18 protein-coding genes and 1 rRNA gene are annotated in these 18,784 nt (G+C 46.8%); 6 read left to right on the forward strand and 13 right to left on the reverse strand.

The window, feature by feature from the left end:
* Position 1: 1 nt before the first annotated feature.
* From RHEIN_RS20070 to RHEIN_RS20115, 10 genes are all read right to left on the reverse strand, one after another.
* The gene (locus RHEIN_RS20070; RefSeq protein ID WP_008900823.1) at positions 2–1,195 is read right to left on the reverse strand and encodes a TIGR03032 family protein; all 1,194 of its coding nucleotides are present in this window, start codon (positions 1,193–1,195) and stop codon (positions 2–4) included.
* 41 nt (positions 1,196–1,236) lie between these two features.
* Positions 1,237–2,406, reverse strand: a complete 1,170-nt coding sequence (locus RHEIN_RS20075) for a S8/S53 family peptidase (protein ID WP_008900824.1) — start codon at positions 2,404–2,406, stop codon at positions 1,237–1,239.
* Between the two features lie 118 nt (positions 2,407–2,524).
* Positions 2,525–3,073, reverse strand: a complete 549-nt coding sequence (locus tag RHEIN_RS20080; protein ID WP_008900825.1) for a phage tail protein — start codon at positions 3,071–3,073, stop codon at positions 2,525–2,527.
* Positions 3,074–3,082: 9 nt separating this feature from the next.
* A complete protein-coding gene (locus tag RHEIN_RS20085; protein ID WP_008900826.1) occupies positions 3,083–3,613 on the reverse strand; it encodes a phage tail protein in 531 nt (176 codons plus the stop codon).
* A gap of 18 nt (positions 3,614–3,631) precedes the next feature.
* Positions 3,632–4,189, reverse strand: a complete 558-nt coding sequence (locus RHEIN_RS20090; RefSeq protein WP_008900827.1) for a phage tail protein — start codon at positions 4,187–4,189, stop codon at positions 3,632–3,634.
* A 15-nt stretch (positions 4,190–4,204) separates the two neighbouring features.
* Positions 4,205–4,510 (reverse strand): DUF6916 family protein, encoded by a 306-nt coding sequence (locus tag RHEIN_RS20095; protein ID WP_008900828.1) that lies wholly within the window; start codon positions 4,508–4,510, stop codon positions 4,205–4,207.
* Positions 4,511–4,539: 29 nt separating this feature from the next.
* Positions 4,540–5,052, reverse strand: a complete 513-nt coding sequence (locus RHEIN_RS20100; protein WP_008900829.1) for a GNAT family N-acetyltransferase — start codon at positions 5,050–5,052, stop codon at positions 4,540–4,542.
* A 31-nt stretch (positions 5,053–5,083) separates the two neighbouring features.
* The gene (locus tag RHEIN_RS20105; RefSeq protein ID WP_008900830.1) at positions 5,084–7,069 is read right to left on the reverse strand and encodes a phytanoyl-CoA dioxygenase family protein; all 1,986 of its coding nucleotides are present in this window, start codon (positions 7,067–7,069) and stop codon (positions 5,084–5,086) included.
* A 446-nt stretch (positions 7,070–7,515) separates the two neighbouring features.
* Positions 7,516–8,613 (reverse strand): sulfotransferase, encoded by a 1,098-nt coding sequence (locus RHEIN_RS20585; protein WP_139056519.1) that lies wholly within the window; start codon positions 8,611–8,613, stop codon positions 7,516–7,518.
* Positions 8,614–8,715: 102 nt separating this feature from the next.
* Positions 8,716–9,258, reverse strand: a complete 543-nt coding sequence (locus RHEIN_RS20115) for an aspartyl/asparaginyl beta-hydroxylase domain-containing protein (RefSeq protein WP_008900833.1) — start codon at positions 9,256–9,258, stop codon at positions 8,716–8,718.
* A gap of 176 nt (positions 9,259–9,434) precedes the next feature.
* On the opposite strand from RHEIN_RS20115, the gene RHEIN_RS20120 reads away from it, so the two are divergent.
* Entirely contained in the window at positions 9,435–9,914 is a 480-nt protein-coding gene (locus RHEIN_RS20120; RefSeq protein ID WP_008900834.1) for a hypothetical protein, read from the forward strand.
* Positions 9,915–9,916: 2 nt separating this feature from the next.
* Here RHEIN_RS20120 and RHEIN_RS20125 read toward each other — a convergent pair whose 3' ends face one another.
* A complete protein-coding gene (locus RHEIN_RS20125; RefSeq protein ID WP_008900835.1) occupies positions 9,917–11,368 on the reverse strand; it encodes an FG-GAP repeat domain-containing protein in 1,452 nt (483 codons plus the stop codon).
* A 163-nt stretch (positions 11,369–11,531) separates the two neighbouring features.
* Between RHEIN_RS20125 and ylqF the strand changes: the two genes are divergently transcribed.
* The 5 genes from ylqF to RHEIN_RS20150 all read left to right on the forward strand — a co-directional run bounded on the left by ylqF (position 11,532) and on the right by RHEIN_RS20150 (position 17,040).
* Positions 11,532–12,467: a ribosome biogenesis GTPase YlqF gene (gene ylqF / locus RHEIN_RS20130; RefSeq protein ID WP_008900836.1), complete on the forward strand. Its 936-nt coding sequence runs from the start codon at positions 11,532–11,534 to the stop codon at positions 12,465–12,467.
* Between the two features lie 38 nt (positions 12,468–12,505).
* Entirely contained in the window at positions 12,506–14,170 is a 1,665-nt protein-coding gene (locus tag RHEIN_RS20135) for an amidohydrolase (protein WP_008900837.1), read from the forward strand.
* 261 nt (positions 14,171–14,431) lie between these two features.
* Complete coding sequence (locus RHEIN_RS20140) at positions 14,432–15,181, forward strand: TrmH family RNA methyltransferase (protein WP_008900838.1); 750 nt, start codon at positions 14,432–14,434, stop codon at positions 15,179–15,181.
* Positions 15,182–15,268: 87 nt separating this feature from the next.
* Positions 15,269–16,150: a cysteine synthase CysM gene (cysM, locus tag RHEIN_RS20145; RefSeq protein ID WP_008900839.1), complete on the forward strand. Its 882-nt coding sequence runs from the start codon at positions 15,269–15,271 to the stop codon at positions 16,148–16,150.
* On the forward strand, positions 16,150–17,040 hold the full coding sequence (locus RHEIN_RS20150) for a DMT family transporter (RefSeq protein WP_008900840.1): 891 nt from the start codon (positions 16,150–16,152) through the stop codon (positions 17,038–17,040). Before cysM ends, RHEIN_RS20150 begins: the two co-directional genes overlap by 1 nt.
* 18 nt (positions 17,041–17,058) lie before the next feature.
* On the opposite strand, the gene RHEIN_RS20155 is transcribed toward RHEIN_RS20150, so the two are convergent.
* On the reverse strand, positions 17,059–18,258 hold the full coding sequence (locus tag RHEIN_RS20155) for a hydrolase (RefSeq protein WP_202797851.1): 1,200 nt from the start codon (positions 18,256–18,258) through the stop codon (positions 17,059–17,061).
* Between the two features lie 353 nt (positions 18,259–18,611).
* Positions 18,612–18,726, reverse strand: a 5S ribosomal RNA gene (gene rrf, locus RHEIN_RS20160).
* Positions 18,727–18,784 lie beyond the last annotated feature (58 nt).

The raw sequence follows: 18,784 nt of genomic DNA on the forward strand, positions 1-18,784 counted from the left end.
GTTACTCCTGACTAAATTCAAATAAATGGCTGGCTAGCACATCAGTGTGCTGCAACAGTTCTAAATTCGGCGCGCCGTGGATCACGGCAATATCATAAAGCTGAGCGACATCGCCCTCAAACTGCAAGCTGGCAATGATTTCTGCACTCTGGCTATCAAGCAGCCAGACACCACAGATGCTCTTTTCAGCGCCTAGTCTTTCCTGCAGCGGCAAAGCAGGTGTTGCATCAGTGTCGTGCAATTCGCTGTGCCGGATTTTGCTGGTGGCGACCAGCAGCAAGTCACCAATAAAAGCCAGTCCCCTGGTAAAACCCGGCAATAGGCAAACCAGCTCTGTTACCTCTGTTTCCGGATGATAGCGCTGCACTTCGCCATGGCCAGAGGCACAGTAATAAACCCAGCCGTTGTGGCAACGTGGTGAATGCGGTAAAAGCAAATCATCTTTCAGAATACGATTTTGTTTAATATCAATCAGAGTGCCTACCGCCTGTTGCCCCTTTAAACGCCAGGAGTCACGTCTGTCTGCTTGATTAAACGTAGTGACATAACGGGGTTCACCATCCAACATGGCCATGCCATTTAAATGACAGCGGTCTTCCGGTACCAGATCTTTAATGAAAGGAGGTTTCCAGCAGGCAATAAAGCTGTGGTTAGGGCTTAATCTGGATAAACAGGAAAATGTGGAGTTCACCACCCATAAACCTTGTTTACCCCAGGCTATGTCATGAATATTAATCATACCAGTGGTTAAGGCTGCGCGTTCCAGCAGCAATGTATCAGCCGCTTTTAGTTCATCCAGTTGCTGCTGCCGCTCTGCTATTATTGCAGCATTGTCTTGCCAGTCTGAATCCTGCAGTTTGGCTGGTAATTCAGTAAGTTCATCCAGCCCACCTTGTTTTACTTTCTGCAGGCTGGCAGCGGCACGCTGAAAATCAATGACCTGATTTAGTGTACCTATAGTCAGGCGCTTAGCATCAGCATACAACCCCATAGGCCGCGGAAAAGCTTTGAGTTTGGTTTCCAGTGAATCGCCTTTGGCCTGAACCAGGATCAGACGTTGCGACTGATAACTGGTGACGGCCAAAGAAATATTCAGCAACGACAAAATTGCAGGCAGGTTGCTACTATAAGTGCTGCTGAAATCCAGCTCTTTTTGCTTAAGTTCAGGCTGTGTCTGCTGCTCGTCTAAGGTCATCCATTACTCCGCTCGCTGCTATTTCGTGATACTGCATTCAATTATTGCGGCCATAGTTTAGCCAACCCTGCCACTGTCATTGGGACACCACAAGCTTTGGCTCGCGCCAGCACTCCACTGACTATAGCAGCAGATGAAGAGGTACCTGAAAAATATCCAGCATCCGCCCTATGTATCATTTTTACATAATACGGAGCAAAAACAGCTACGCATAGCCCCCTAACTGAAAAATTTGCAACCTTCCCCTCTGGAACTCTTGCGCCAATTGTTAACACTTGGGGCAATTGGCTCATCACATTATAAGTGCAGGCATCCTCAGGTTTATTGCCTCCAGCCAGGACTATCTGGGGTTGCTGGGGTTGCTGGCTGATATCGGCGATAAGTAAAGCCAGGGTTTCAGGCATATAACTTAAACCCCAACTGCAGTTAATCACATCTGCTTTCATCATTTTAGCCACACTAAAAGCCAATACCAATGAAGATGCCCAACTGGACTTTTGACTAATGGCAATGAGCTCACTGTCTGGTGCCAGCCCTTGTTCACCCGACGCATTTTTTTGTGCTGCAATCACACTGGCCACTTTGGTTCCATGGTAGTCCCAGCTTTTTTCCGGAGCCTGCCCCAATCGATGGCCGTCCGCGTCATACTCCAGCGCAATATGAGCACCAGTGAAACCGGGTTGCTGAAAATTAAAACCATCATCAATAATAGCGACACGCACTGTCTTATCAGGTGTAGCACAAAACAGCGGTTCAGGCAGAGAAAAAGCTTTGGAGGGAATATCCCAGGGGGCTGCATTTTTGGATTGTCTGGAAACTGGATCAGGCCGCGCACGCTGTAACGCAATATCAGGCTCGACATTCAACAGTTCGGGGTTGTTCTGCAGAAGTGGAAATAAGCTAAAAAAACTGTCAGGCTTTAGGGTCAGCCAATATATACGCAGGCCTTGCTGCAGCTCGGCCAGTTGCTGTACAGCAGTAATTTGATTGTATTGCGCCTGAAGGTCCTCTGCCCGCATGGCTGTCACCACCAACAGTTTCTGGTTATACCGAAAAAGCTGACCGGCGTGATCAACCAATAAGTCTTCTCCTGCAGCCCTGAACTTGACTGGCTGACCCTGACTGACAAAATGCAGTTGCTGCACCCGCTGTTGCGAGCAGCCATACAGTAAATTTGTGATCAGCAGTATAAGCAGTAACTTTACATTCATAATGATTCTATTTGTTTTGAATAATGTGTACCTGCTGTACTCTACAGCAGGTAACACAAACAATTCAAAAACAAGTCAGCCCTGTTGTCAGTTCTTGTTTCTGCTTTTTAGCATATTCTTAATTCCGAACCGGAAAAATGCCATTTAAACAGATACAAAAGTTCAGTACCAAAAAAGGTTGTCTGTTGTTATGCGCCTGATTCTGGCCGGTCGCAGTAAGACTGTTGGCATTCAGAGGTTGCGGCTGACCTGGGCCTGGAGTTGATGTATAAGGTAAAACTGTGCCAGTTCCCTGAGTAGAAAGACCTCTGGTCAGTATTGCATTGGTGGCGTCATCAGTTTCCAAATTAACTGCAATACCTACAGCTACATTATGGTTATGCACCGGTAACTGAGCTTCAGTTAAAGTGACAGTTTCCACACCTGCAGTAGCGGCCCAGTTATAAGAGGTTAAACCAGGCCCGGAGCCAAAACCCACAGGGGTTCTGCCTTGTAAATTCGGTAACCCTAAGGTGTTATTCTGCGCACTACCACCAAAAGCAGTGCCTATTACTGCAGCGAGCGCCTGATACTGTGAAAGAGGAACCAGAGCACCATTACAAAAGGCGTAATCTATTGGTGTAAAGGTATAAGGCAATAAGTCAATTTGCCCGATAAAGGAATCCATAGCCGCTCCTTAGTTATTACGTTGTGGGTACATACCCTGCATGCAAATAATAAAATTGATACATAACACCGGCATTACATTGAGGTGGGGCTGGTTTCCCCCTGTACTACTGATCGTATCTGCCACAAGCACAGAGGTTTGAATACCTGCAGCGTTTGCAGGCACATAATGTTTATCTTTACCTATCATGGATTGCCCCACTACCGGTGCTGATAAATCAGACAAAATAGTTGAGGCATTCATCTGATGGCTGTGAGGAGGCAGATTATTTTCAGCTAAAGTCACAGTTTCAGTGCCAAACTTCTGGCCTAACACTCTGTTTGTCAGCCCAGTACCTGTGCCATCCGCCACCGGGATCCGGCCTCGTAAGTCTGGTATGCCAAAAGTATTCTGGCCATCACCACCATAAATCGTTCCCAATAAGCTAAAAAGTGCCTGATTATCATTGACTGATACTAAGCTGCCATTGCATAAATTCCACTCTTGCGGCGCATACTGGCCGGCAAACATGCGGATTTCACCTAAATAACCCATACTCATATTCTGTGTCTCCTGCAGTTAGTTACGCGAAGGGTAAATGCCATTCAATGCAATCACAAATTTCAGCACAGTGCTGGGCTGCATATTATTGTGGCCCACTCCACCGCCTGCCATAGCAACAGCTGTATTGCTTAAGGGCGCTACAGGTTGAGATGCTGCACTGTAGAATTTATCGATTGAGGTACTAGTCACCTTAACTGCGTTGGCCAGACCAAACTTGAGGGCTGGATTTGCTGGCACAAAAGGAGGCGAACGGTCACCGTTCTCGTTATAGGTCCGCAAAGAATGACCATGACTCGCAATTTGTGCAATGGTTAATGCCACATTTTCTTCACCGCCTTTACCACCTTGGGTTGTGGTCGGGCTTGTGGTTTTGGTGGTATTAACCGGGGTCCTGCCACGTAAATCAGGCAAATTAAATTTTGTCTTTGCATCGCCGCCAAACTGAACACCGATCAATGAATACAGTGCTGCATTACTTTGTATTAAAAGCTCAGCTCCATCACAATTTGCCCACCCTTGTGGGGCAAAGGGGAAAGCTATCATTTGTATCATTCCAACAAATGGATCAACCATCTTGTCCTCCGGTTTTTACTGATTAGATACTGCATTTTTATGCGAAATCACAATCTGATACTGATCTTCCGCATGTATGGTCATAAATAAGGTTTGCTCACCAAACTTATGATGTTTCACAACATAAGTACCCTGCGGCAACTGCACCTGCGGGTCACCGATCAGCTCAATACAAAACGAGCTGAACTCTGTCGTTTTTACTTTGCCCTCTGTGACGTCACTCACCTTTAACTGAGTCAACTCAGTTGGATCATTGACAGCACAGACTTGCAAGGATTGGCCAACCAATGAAGTCAGCAATTCCTGATTAAAATTTTCCACTTATCCTCCTTTGTTGAGCACAGTAAAACTTAAGCACCTGACATCAGTTTCATGGCAGGTGGATACCAAATAAGAAATTCATAAGGGCTTTGCGCACCGTTCAACTGAAATCCCAGTTCTTTATAAAGCTGTTTCGCGACCCTGTTATTTGATAAAACGGACAGTGTCATCGGAACTCCGGACTGAGCTGCGCAATGTTGAAAGGTTTGAAGAATGGCACGGCCAAAACCATGGCCACGGGCTGCGGCCAAAAAGGCCAAATCAATCAAATGCACTTCGTTATGACCAAAATCTATAGTGGCCCTGCCAATCGCCTCGCTGTTTTTTTCAATAATGAAATACATGGCATTAGGAAACTGAGTGCCATACCCTTGGGTCTGGGCATGCAATTGCATATCTACTACTGACTCAATGAAATCCTGCTCACCATCTATCCATTGCAAGTCTTGCCGAACCTCTCTGTGAAGCCGGGCTAAAAACACTTTATCTGCTGGCCCTGAGGGGCGAATATGCAAACCTGACGGCGCTTTGAATTGCTGCATTTTTGGTCTTCCTTTGAGGTCCTGAACCTAACTACTTGAATGACAGAGGAGTGCAATTGACGTACTGCACCATCCTCGGTTTATCTGCCCTGTTCGGGCTGGCACCATGAGGCAAAGCCTGATGCCAAATCACTAAATCTCCTGCTTTGCCTGCTATAACTTTGGCTGGCCTGGCCAACAATTGATGTTGCAAATAACCCTCACCTTCACCATGTTGTTTAAGCCAGCTTGCTATCTCCAGATGCACCCCTGGCACACAGCAAAATGCACCTTGCTGCTCATGGGTATCGGTCAGATAAATCAGCCCTTGGGTGGCAAATACAACGGGTAGGTGCAAAGGCATATCCCAATGCAAGTCCGGGCCTGGGAAATGCCACTGTTCAGTTTCAGGCGGATTAAAGCTGACCCTGTCTGTACTCATCACCAAATCAGTTCTTTGCCATAATTGTTCAAAAATCTGCCTGAGCAGTGGGAGCTGTCTGTTCGCATCTAAGGCAGGGTGACGGAACAGCGGTAACATGATTTTTTCCTGAAGTTCCGGACTTCGATACCAACTTTCAGACTGCTGCGGACAAGCATCTAAAAACTGCCATATGGCTTGTTGGCTTTCTTCACATTGCTGAGGAGTTAATACATCGGGAATAACCAGATAGCCATGTTGTTGCCAGAACTCAAGTTGTTCCTCAGACAATGGGGCTGGAATTGCTGGTGTAGGTTTTAGTTCATTCGGAGTGTGATGCAGGCAAAGTTGATGATTAATATGCTGAATATCTGCATCGGACAATATGAGAGAACGAACCTTCTGACAGAGTTCAGGCAAGGTATTACAGCTGAACAACAACTCCAGTCCAGGCTGTAATCCTAACCCCATCAGATCCAACAGGGCCTTATCCAGCAGCCACTCGTTGTGATCAGTCTTAAGACCTGATGGCCATTTCTGCAATAAGGTTTTCTGCCACAACCTATAAAGATGAAACAGTCCTTCTGCACGACAATCATCGCTTGCTGCCAGTTCAAACTCACCCGCTTCGTAATCCAATTTCCATCTGGGGTTTTGTTCAAGCAAATAGGACCAGCGCAGCACAGTCCCCGACTTTAGCCAAAGCCTATGCATAAATTTTGGTAAAGTAAGTTGGCTTTGCCGCTCTTCAAGCCAGAAATCCCGATACACCTGGATCCGGGTATTCAGTTTTAAACTACTGACTGAGGGTACAAAAACTGGAAGTTGCAGCTTTTTATTGAATAAATCCTCAGTGCATTCGGCCAGCACTTTGGCAGTTTCAATGTTTAAACAAAATAACTCACCAAGAGGGTAAAGCTTGGGACCATCCAGAGTTTGTTGTTGTAAATCAACAGTTAATTGCACTTGCTGTGGGATCAGTAGTCCATCAGGAAGCAAAAATTGCTGTAGGTGAGCAAAAATCTGAACCTGAGGTTCCTTTTCAAGAAATTGATTCATGGTTTCAGACAGGATCAGATCATAGGTTTGTGCCTGCTCAGGTTGCCAGGCTGTGGCATCATTACACAGCCACTGACTTACTCTGTCCTGCAGTCCCAGCTCATGACACAAGGCCTGAAAACTATCTAAAGACTGCTGATGTATATCTAAAGCGGTGACCTGAACTTGCTCTGAGCTAAAAGCTTGTAGTGTTGGCAAAATTAACCAGCCTAAAGGACCAGTTCCGGCGTACAAAACTCTGACAGGCTGTGCCTTGCCCAATCTGTCTGTTATCGCCTGATGCACTGCCAGCATAAAAACTCTGCTGCGTTCAATGTCTTCGGCACACTGCGCCGCTGATACCGGAGACAATGCTTTGCCATAAGGTGTTAGTGTGAAATCATCATCAACAAAGTTGTCCGGATGAAGATTAATGTTCAGAAAATCACACAAAGCCATCAGCAAAGCACGCAGGCTGAAATGGATGTTTTCTGTTCCCTGACTCAAAAGTAACTCTGTAGTGAAATCTGACAGCAGGTTCTTGTGCAAAGTTTTGCTGCTTTTCATTCCATCTGGCATCACAGTGATCCTTAACAACCGTCTTTATCCAGCAGTCATTCACCAAGTTAACCTTTGCGTCAGTTCTTTTCTTTGATCCGGCAACTGAATGGCATTGATGTACTGCAACTCGTTTTTTGAACTATTCATGTTGAATCTTGCTGAAGAACGGCCTTGGACTACTTACAAAACCTGACTTCGTGAAACACTATAAATCCCCACTATCTGCGAACTTTTGACCTGGTGTGTATTGTTTGTACATAAACTCTAAGGCTTTTTCATCACAGCTAACGATGCTCACAAACAGCTGATCTTTTTTCATACAAACCAGCCTAGCACAGGAAGGGAACAAATAAAGGATTAAGGGAACAATTTATCGAAAAGAGTAACAACTCACCATGCAAGGGGCTGAGTGATGTGAAACTCAGTCAAAGTAATTGATTTATCAAAGATATTAAATGAGATGGTTAGCTTAGGTCTGAGGTCATTGTTCTGTCTGCCACAGCTTTATTCGCAACCAGCCTGACATACTGGTACAACTGCTGTAGTCGGATACGTGCATCTGCCATCTCACCAGAATTGGCATCATGTTTTGCTGGCTCAGGTGAAAAGAACGACTCAGGCTGTTTTGCATCCATCTGCTTATGTAAGGACCAGTTACGGACAAAAAACTCAGGACTGGATAGCCTGAGTATCACAGCAAGCTGTTCAGCCTCCAATTCAACAAGTTGCTGGTAATCCAGCCAGCACGCTGTGCTTTCAGCCAGTAGTTGACTACTTTGTTGCATCAGGGTTTGTAATACCTGGACTTGCCAACAAATACCGGATTGAAGATCTGGTTTGTACTCCCCCCTCCATACCGGCACTGGCAGAGGCACCATATGCATGCCGCTCAGACGTTGATGAGACGAGAAAATTTTTGCAGGGTCCCTCCCCAAACAGATTATGTTTGCGGCAGGATAGGAGCGGGCCCAAAGTCGCCAGTCCTGTAAATCCCAGGCATTACATTTTACAACCAGTTGATGTTCACCATGCCTGAACCTGCCCTGTAATCTTAACGCCAAATCCAGTAACTCCTGATGTTCAGAAGCATGCCAGTGTGGGTCCATCAGCATTTGACTGATCAGCATAGACTCAGACACTACTTTAACGTCAGGGTCCTTTGCCAAAGCGCCAGACAACAAGGTTGAACCACATCTGGACCAGTGAAAAATAACTAAATCAGGATTGAGTTCAGGCAGACTAAAACGTTGATTTACTAAATCTGACACTTTGGTGCAGGGTCTAATCAACTGCCCCAGCAGATTTTGCCTGGCCTTTTGCATATCATCTATGTAAAAAGGCTGACTTAAAGCGGCAAAAGCGGGCGCCCATATGAAACTTTGAGTCAAGGCCTGATAACTTGCTGGCTGCCAGAAGCGACTGAAGATCTCCAATTGAACATCGTGCTGCTGTTGGTTCTGCTGGTTAAGAAATGCCACCAAACTATTAAAACTTAGATCAGGCCAATCCAGATAGTCTGACATCAGGGTAACGAAAGTGTCGATCGATGCAGAGTTCAGCAACAGTAAGAGTTGCTGTCCATTATGCAGTAGTTTTGAATAGAGCCTGATTTTCCTGCACATCAATGCGACGAACAGCCATTCATATAATGTTGAAGTTTAGACTCAGGCCGATTTAGTGTTCCATCCGGCATAAATTTGCTCCTTTAGTTCAGCATTAACTACACAATCCAGCACCAGGTTGATACGAGGCTCTGCACCTTTATTTTCGACCCTATGTACCTGATCGGCGTTGATGTACCACAGTTGGCCTTCTTGCATAGGCACCTGTTGATCATTAACAAAAAACTTCAGTAAATCATTGGTTTGGAGTGGCAGATGCAAACGAGCTTCTCCTTGCTCCAGACATAACCCCTGATCACGGTGCGGTTTAATTTCAGCACCGGGGTGTAAGCGCATCAGCCGTATTGATTTAACTGTGTAAGGTAAAGCGCTCACAAATCGCAGCAAGGCAGGGCTTTGCTCTAATTGGGGTAAATTGCTCCAGTCTTCAGCGGGATAAATCGCAAAACTCTGCAAAATACCGTGGGCATGCAGATGCTCTGAGGCACAACGCAAAGGCAATACATCCCAGCCGCCCTGATAATCTCTTTTATTCACATGGGCATGCCATTGCAACTGCAGCAACAATCCCAGTTCTTCACGCATTTGTTGAAATCCGGCAACGTGGCCAAGCAAAGCAAAACTACAAATAGTCATGGCTAAGTCGTTATTTTTGTTTTATAAAAACCTAGGCTAGCAGATAAAAGGAACAAAGAAAGGCGGTGGAGAACAAATTACTTACTGAGCAGCCAAAACAACAACATAAATTCATTGAGACCAAAATGACTGAGCCACTGCAAAAAGTGTTAGCCTTTTTTAATGACATCGGTATTGCGTATCAGCTACAGCCATTGGCTGAACCCAGCTTTTTAGCAGGAGTGTTGATAAAAAATGGCGGCCTTTGTATAGACCCGGAACAGCTTGTTCAACCCGGCGATTTGCTGCATGAAGCAGGTCATATAGCCGTAATGCCCACAGCCCAGCGTCATCTGTTGAATGACAATGTGAATGAATCTGCTAATCAGGGGCCAGCCGAAGAAATGGCAGCTATCGCCTGGTCATGGGCAGCTTTAGTGCATTTAAATTTGCCGCCAGAATTTTTATTTCATGCTGACGGCTACAAAGGGGGTTCAGAAGCCTATATAGCCGCCTTTAGTTGTGGAGGCGGTTTTGGCCATCCGCTATTGAGCTGGTATGGCATGTGTGAACCACCAGGTTCTGCGGACAGCTACCCACAAATGAAGCTCTGGTTAAGACCATAAATTTATTGTTGCAGTAAAAAATGCAGCTGGTTACGCACTGCTTCAGGATCCAGATGGGTAAAAGGCAAAATCAAATCCATTTTACCGTTTTGGTCTAAATCTGCTGTGGATGCCAGCATACCGTTTAGCGGTATGGCTTGTTTTAAGCGAACACTTTTGCTGCTGAACAGCTTTTCTTTCGCGCTCTGATAAAGCTTTAAATGATCTTCATCCCCAATCAATAACAAAGCAGGAGCCTGCTCTGAAACCAGCGCCTTCAGCACAGGTAAATTCACCTGAGCGTTGCCAATGCTGACCTGTGCTGTAGCATCTTGCCGATATACAGGCTTATCCGGAAACTTACCGCTGGGCAATTGAGGAAAAAACTGCAGTTCCATGTTCGCAGTGCCTGCCAGTAAAGCCCGCACCAGAGTACCTATACCAAACTCAGCTGCCGGGGTGAAAAAATCTAGCTTTTTGTCGTTATTTAAGTCGGCAAATACAGGTTCGGACTGGATCCCTTTGGTGTTAATACGTGCATCAGGTTCGGCTTTAAACTGCAAAGTGCCCTGTTCCATCGTGCCGTAATGAATGCGGTAGCTATAGCTTTGCTCTACGGCGTCGGCAAACAGCTCCTGACGTACAATAAAATCGGCTACGCCATCGTTATTTAAGTCTTTCACATCGTACAACCTGTTGATCGACAACCCTTTAAAACTGCGACCATCACCGCCCCTCAGCTCAGCCTGAACGTCTGGCGTTAAACCTAATCCAAGCTGAATGGTCTGGGCTTGGGTAGAAAAACCTGTCTCAGTTTGCAGATACAATAACAAGCTGTCGTCTATAGCAAAGCCAATATCAGTGCGGCCATCGCCATTCCAGTCCAGAAATCGTGCTTTGCGGCCTGTGTAATCCGGGTTTTCATCAAAAATGCGTGATTTAGCGTCCACAGCCAAAGAAAACTGATTAAAACTGCCATCCTGTTGCTGCATATAGACATGATGCGCATTAAAATCTGTGACCACAAAGTCAGATAAACCGTCGTTATTTAAGTCATACACAAAATCCAGTTTCAGCAAGCGTTTGCTATCCACTGTACGGTACAGAGATTCAGTATTGAGTAACCTATGCCAACTGCTGTCTTCAGATTTGAAATAACTGATGCCTTCATGGCCTAAGACCACCAACACTTCAACTGGCTGACTTTTGATCTGCGCTTTATGAAAAAACTGCGCTTGTGTTGGGATAGGTACCTGCTTTGCGGTGTTAGTTGTTAAATCAACCCAACTCAACCAGCGACTGCTGGACGAATGACCAGATTGCAGCACAGCTTTTGCGCCAGGAATAAATAAGGTATCACCGTTCGCCGGATGCTCCAGTTGCACCTGAACCTGTTTAAATTCTGAGGCCATTAAAGGTGCTGCCGACACAGCAGCAGTAATAGCTAAACCCGCCAGATACTTCAACTTCTTCATTCCCTGTGACTCCGTTGTATAGGTATTACGAGACTCTTCTACGTAAAAAGCTGCTAATCGGAGGTTTAAGCCGGAAAAAAGTTCCTGCCTCAGCTGATAACAGCGTAAAATATTGAATTGTTTCCTGTTCCAACCGCGATGCGGCTAACCCAAGAGAGTTTTTATGTCGATAAACTGGTTCCCAGGCCATATGCACAAGGCCCGTAAAGAAATTGCCGAGGTCATGCCACAGGTCGATATCATTATCGAAATGCTGGACGCCCGCATTCCTTTTTCCAGTGAAAACCCTTTGGTGCCAGAACTGCGTGGCGACACTCCGGTGATCAAGGTACTGAACAAAGCTGACTTAGCAGACCCGGCAGTTACCGCCTTATGGGTTGAACGCTTTGAACAGGAAAAAGGTATTAAAGCCATTCCTATTAGTCAGCAAAACCCTGAACAAATCAAGGCTTTATTACAACTTTGCAACCAAATGCTGCCAGACCGGAATTTAGATATCCGCGGCGCCCGCGCTATGATTATGGGTATTCCTAACGTGGGTAAATCCACCATTATCAATACGTTAGCTGGCCGTACTATTGCCAAAACCGGCAACGAAGCTGGTGTGACCAAAATTCAGCAGCGTATTCGTTTAGACAATAATGTCATTCTGACCGACACCCCAGGCTTTTTATGGCCCAAGCTGAGTCCGGCCAGTTGCGGTTACCGTCTGGCGGTGACAGGCGCTATTAAAGATACGGCCTTTGACTACGCCGATATCGCCATTTTTGCCGCCGATTACTTACTCAAAGCCTACCCACAACAAGTCATGGCGCGTTATCAGCTAAAAGAACAACCAGAAAACGACCTGGCTTTATTAGACGCTTTGGGCGAACGTCGTGGTTGTATGCGTAAAGGTGGCGTGGTTGATTTGCAAAAAGCCGGTTCCATTTTAATTACCGAACTTCGTGCTGGTTTGTTTGGTCCTGTCAGTCTGGAAACACCGGATATGGTGACAGAGGAATTGCAGAATGCTAAGTTAGAGGAAGCCACCAGAGCTGCTGAAAAAGCTGAGCGGGAAAAAGTCCGTCAGCAAAAAGCCAAGAAAAAATACCGTTAGCCCGGCTGGTCCGGCGACGGACCAACCAGGGGATCTTTATGTTTCGTTTTACTCCTTCAGTGCTCAGCCTGTTACTGCTTACCAGCGGCTCTTTATCAGCCGCTCCTGTAGTGCTGCATAATATTCAGGGTTATGGCTTTGATGAAAAAGGCCAAATCGCCGAATTCAGCCATTTTGTGTTTGATAACCAAAGCGGAAAAGTACTGGCTCGTGGCGATAAAGCAGCTGTTGTTGCCTATGACAAAGCAGAACAAATTGACGGCAAAGGTCAGACTTTATTACCAGGCCTGATTGATGGCCATGGTCATGTATTGGGCTTAGGCCAAAACCTGAACAGAGTGGATTTACGCACCAGCAGCAGTGAAGCTCAGGCAGTGGCGCAAGTTGCCGCTTTTGCTAAAACTCACCAGCACTCGCAATGGATTTTAGGTGGTGGCTGGAATCAGGTCCTATGGCCAACCCAGCAGTTTCCCGGCAAAACTTTGCTCGATGAAAGCATTAAAGACAAACCTGTCTGGTTAACCCGGGTTGATAGTCATGCAGGTTGGGCCAATAGCAAAGCGCTGCAACTGGCAGGCATCACCAAAGAAACCATAGATCCACCAGGTGGTGAAATTATCCGGGATGATGAAGGCAATCCAACAGGCGTATTAATAGACAACGCTATGTTATTGCTGGAAAAACATATTCCAGAGCAATCCGAAGCCGAACGTTTAGCTGCATTAGATGCTGCCTTTGAACATTTGTTAGCTTTGGGCATTACCTCTGTCCATGACGCAGGTGTTGACGCAGCGAACCTGCAAAGTTATCAGCAACTGCGTAAGGACAACAAACTGCCGCTGCGCATTTACGCCATGTTATCAGCGACAGATCCAGATTTAGCCGACTGGTTAAAAGCCGGTCCAGTGCTGGATCAAGAAGATGTATTGGTTGCCCGCTCAGTGAAAGTTTATGGTGATGGAGCTTTAGGTAGCCGTGGTGCCGCGTTAATAGAAGCTTATTCTGATCAGCCCGGCCAAAAAGGCTTATTTGTCACTCAGCCGGATAAACTCACAGCTGTGATGAAGCTGACGCTGGAGGCTGGTTTTCAAACCAACGTTCATGCAATAGGTGATTTAACCAACCGTTTGGTACTGGACAGGTTTGAGCAGTTGGCAAGCAAAGAGCAACTGGAACAAGGCCGCCACCGTATTGAACATGCACAGATAGTTTCGCCTAAAGATATCCCACGTTTTGCAGAGCTGCATATTCTGCCGTCCATGCAACCGACCCATGCCACTTCAGATAAAAATATGGCAGCCGATCGTTTAGGTATAGCCCGTTTACGCGGTGCTTATGCCTGGAAAAGCTTTGTGGATCAGGGCAGTCGTATAGTGGCTGGTTCAGATTTTCCGGTGGAGCTTGCCAATCCTTTTTATGGTATTCATGCCGCAGTAACACGTCAGGATCAGCAAAATCAACCCGTAGGTGGCTGGTTGCCGGAACAACGCCTGACCTTAACTCAGGCTTTAAAAGCCTTTACCCTCGATGCAGCTTATGGCGCTTTTCAGGATCAAAGCATGGGGTCGTTAGCACCTGGCATGTGGGCTGATTTTATTTTGGTTGATCGCGACATTTTTAAAGCTCCTGCTGAAACTTTATGGCAAACCAAAGTGCAACAAAGCTGGGTAGCAGGACAACAAAAATATAAGGCACAGCTGTAGGGGCGGGGCTTGTCCCCGCCCGTCCAGAAGCCGAGTCGGTGCCGGACGGGGCTTGTCCCCGCCCGTCTCACCGACCAAGCTATGTTCGGAAGAAAAAGCGCAGTCCACAAGGCTGCGGCTTCAGGTAAGAAGGCTGTAACCCAAATTAATTGGAGTTGCAGCAAGGCGACAAGTAAACGAGTTCCCGGGAGCATAGGCCACTATGTGACAGGGGCGAGAGCGCGCAGTCAACGCGGCGGCCGCTTCAAGTAAGAAGGGTTTATGATTAGTCAGAAATGGTCGAAGTTGATCCGCTCGCTGCAGCAAAAAAAATACCGTAAAGCCGAGCAGCTGTTTTTTGTCGAAGGTGAAAAGTCGGTGCTGGAATTGCTGCACAGCTCGTGGAAAGTGCGGGCAGTCTTTGGCACTGAACACTTTTTGCAGCAACACCATGGCCTTTGTACTAAAGCTGATTTGGTGCAGCAATGCACTGAACATGAGCTGGTACAAGTGGGTACATTTAGCAGCAATAATGCAGCTTTGGCTGTAGCAGAAATACCAGCAACACTGCCATTTAAAGAGCAACAAGGCGACTGGGTGCTGGTTTTGGATCAAATCAACGACCCTGGTAATTTAGGCACTATTATCCGCATTGCCGACTGGTATGGTATTCGCCAGTTGCTGTGTTCTCCCGACACAGTAGATTTATACAATCCTAAAGTGATAGCTGCAGCTAAAGGCTCATTTTTAAGGGTGCAGATGTTTTATCAGGAGCTGTTACCTCTGTTAGCACAAAGCGCCATGCCGGTTTATGGTGCTTACCTTGAAGGTGAGTCTGTTCATCAGCTCAAACTGAGCAAAGCCGGTGGTTATCTGGTGATGGGCAATGAAGCCAATGGTATTAGCCCTGCATTAAAACCAGTGATCAGCCACCCTGTCACTATCCCCAGTTTCAGCGACACTGAATCACTGAATGTGGGCATAGCCACTGCGATTTTGTGTGATAACTTTAAACGCCTTGCTGCGTTGTAAAGGTTCTGAGTTATAGCGGATCCGTCTGTGAGTAAAGAGCCGGATCCGCTACACTAGCCTCAACTTTCCAAGTCCAGCTGAGGCTCTATGTTCCCTACCCTCGAAGATCATATTGGTCAGACGCCTTTAGTGCGGCTGCAGCGTATGGCCAATCACACTCAAAGCACAGTGCTGTTGAAACTCGAAGGCAATAATCCGGCAGGTTCAGTCAAAGACAGACCGGCACTTTTTATGCTGCAACAGGCTGAAGCGCGGGGCGATATCAAACCAGGCGACTGCCTGATTGAGGCCACCAGCGGCAATACCGGTATAGCTCTGGCAATGGCCGCTGCCATTAAAGGCTACAAAATGAAGCTGATTATGCCGGACAATATGACAGACGAGCGTAAGGCATCGATGCGGGCATATGGCGCTGAGCTGATACTGGTCAGTAAAGAACAAGGTATGGAATACGCCCGAGATCTTGCAAAACAAATGCAGGCGGAAGGTGTGGGTTTAGTACTGGATCAGTTTAATAACATCGACAATCCAGCAGCGCATTTTGCCTCAACCGGGCCAGAAATTTGGCAACAAAGTCAGGGCCAGGTAACCCACTTCGTCTCCAGCATGGGCACCACAGGCACCATTATGGGGGTGTCGCGTTATCTGAAACAGCAAAATGCGGCTATTCAAATTATAGGTCTGCAACCCGCTGAAGGCAGCAGTATTCCGGGCATACGCCGCTGGCCTGAAGCTTATTTACCTGGCTTTTATGAAAAACAGCGGGTTGATCAAATCATCGATATCACTGCCGATCAGGCTCTGGACACTATGCGTCAACTGGCACAGCAGGAAGGAATCTTTTGTGGGGTCAGCTCTGGTGGTGCAGTTTATGCGGCTTTGCGCCTGGCTGAGCAACTGGAGAATGCCGTGATAGTAGCCATTATCTGCGATCGGGGTGATCGTTATTTGTCGTCAGGAATTTATTAGTGCCTTTTGAATACTTAGCCTTATTGGCTGCAGTCTGTTGGGCTGTTGGCAGTTTATTATCTGCTACCGCCTCCAGTCATTTAGGTGCCTTCGCTTTTACCCGCTGGCGCCTGGCCTGCGCCGCCTGCATGTTATGGATCTGGGCTTATTTCAGTGGCGGTTTTACCACTTTGGCTTTCCCTCAGTTGCCGCTTTTAGCCATGTCAGCACTGATAGGTATTTTGATTGGTGATACCTCCTTATTTGCCTCAATGAACAGGCTGGGTCCACGTCGTGCCGGTGTGTTATTTGCCACTCATGCTATGTTTTCGGTGCTGCTGGCTTACTTGTTTTTAGGCGAATCTATCTGGGGCTGGACTTTAATAGGCTGTGGTTTGTTAAGCTCAGGCGTGATGACGGCCATAGTTTTAGGGCGCAGAGCAGAAGAGCAACATCACTGGGAGTCAAATCAGTCTCAGCTGCGCTCCGGTATTGCCTTAGGCCTGATCTCAGCTGTTTGCCAGGCTGCTTCCACTTTGATGATAAAACCTTTGATGGAAACCGATATAGATGCGGTCAGTGCTTCTGCTGTGCGGATGACGGTTGCATTATTCGCTCATCTGCTGCTGTTTTGGCTGGGCTTTAAAGTGGCTCGGGTTTATTTACCTATGACGAAAAAAATCTTCGCTATGGTGGTTGTTAATGCTGGCTTATCGATGGTGATAGGCATGACGCTGATTTTACAGGCTTTAAAAACAGGTGATGCAGGATTAATTGGCATGCTGTCGTCTGTCAGCCCTGTCGTCGTCGTGCCTTTATTGTGGCTGGTTTATAAAAGACGGCCTGCTTTAGGAGCATGGCTGGGTGCCAGCCTGACAGTCGCTGGCACAGTGCTGATTTTATGGCATTAAGTTCTGTATAAAGGAAAACTAAATGGCTTCCGGGATCTGGTTTCTGTGGTAATCAATCAGGCTTAAAATTTCTGCCAAAGCACCGGCATGACTTGGCGTTAAAATGCCATTGTGACCAAAAATAATATCGTTGGACACAGCCAGTACCCAGACCGCCTGCATATTGGCATCGTCACAACTCTGTATGGTACGCCGCGCCTGCACCCGCGCACGGATACGCCAGCCAGAACGGTTTAGTTGCATCATACAACCTGGGATGGCGTCATGCTGAGCAAGACTACTATGCAATTGAAGAGGAGTTTCACAGTTACCTCTGGGGCATTTATCAATATCATGAGTGATAGCCCAGGAGTTTCCTACTGCCTGCTCGCCATCTTTTATAAAGTTAAATGCTTCTTTTACCGCAAAATCACCTTTGGACTGCAATACCACCATACTGGGTTTTTGCCGGTCGACGCTTAATAAAGAATCCAGCGGCTTATATTCTTTGGCAGTGACTGCAGGGTTCAGTAACAAGTACAAATTCGGGTTGTCCTTGCCCAAATCTATAGCCTTTTTCACCCGATCTTTACTGGCATGCAAAGCAACAGAACCACCTAAACTGTGACCGATAAAGATATAACGCTTCAGCTGACCTTGTTCGACCACAACATCGAGCTTGTCCAGTAACTGACTTACCCCTTGTTCACCGACCAGACGCGATACTCTTTTGCGTTGAAAAATGGTTGGAAAGTCCAATGGTTCCCACCAGCCTTCGGCTTTATAGGATTCGTCTAACCACAAAGGATCATATTTATCGCCACGCCAGCCCAAATACAAACCTATCAGGTTACGTTGTGGAGCTACATCCTGTAACTCTTTGATATATCTTTGAAAAGCAACGAAGTTGGAATCTGTTGGCGCAGCATTCTGGTGCCATCCGTGCACAAAAATCACCAATTCTGCACTAGCGGAATCTGGCTTTTTGATACGGTCAAATAAAACTTGTTGCTGTTTTACATCGTGGGGCTGACCTTCATCATTAAATTCAACCACATGAAAGTTGCTATTTGCGGTGTTTTCATCGGGAAAATGGTATTGCTGATCAGGAATAGGGGTGGCAAATATAGAGATCAATACCAGGCTGATGAACATTAATGGGATTAATTTCAGCCACGAGCGCCAGCTAAGCCGGATCAATCTGAACCAAAGGTACTGCGCCGCACGAACTAAAATCAAACCACACCTAAACTGCTGTAAAAACGGGCTGCATTATAGCGAAATGGGGGGGTAAAAGGTAGGTGGGATTGGTTCTTAGTGTTAACGGAATCGCCTGTAGGGGCGTCCCTTGCGGGTGGGCGTCTTTGGTTTTTGCCTGAGAGTTGAGCTGATTGGTGTTGAATTCGGGTGCGGTGAACTACTTTGCTCACCCCATCCATGGGGTTCGTCCCTGCGGGACCCGCCGTTGGCGGTCCAAATTGGCTCCCGGCCAATTTGTCGCATGGGTATGCTATGCTCGAATGGTCCACCACTAAAATCTCAATAAGCAAAAAGGCCCAGTCTTTCGACTGGGCCTTCTGGCTTAATTGGGAGCCTGGCGGTGAACTACTCTCGCATGGCATCTGCCACACTACCATCGTCGCGGCTGCGTTTCACTTCTGAGTTCGGAATGGATTCAGGTGGTTCCACAGCGCTATTGCCACCAGGCAAAAAACGTTTTTGTGTCTTTAACAAGCAAGCTAGATAGAATTCTTTATCACACCAA

The sequence above is a fragment of the Rheinheimera sp. A13L genome (assembly GCF_000217935.1).
In the GTDB taxonomy this organism is placed as follows: domain Bacteria; phylum Pseudomonadota; class Gammaproteobacteria; order Enterobacterales; family Alteromonadaceae; genus Pararheinheimera.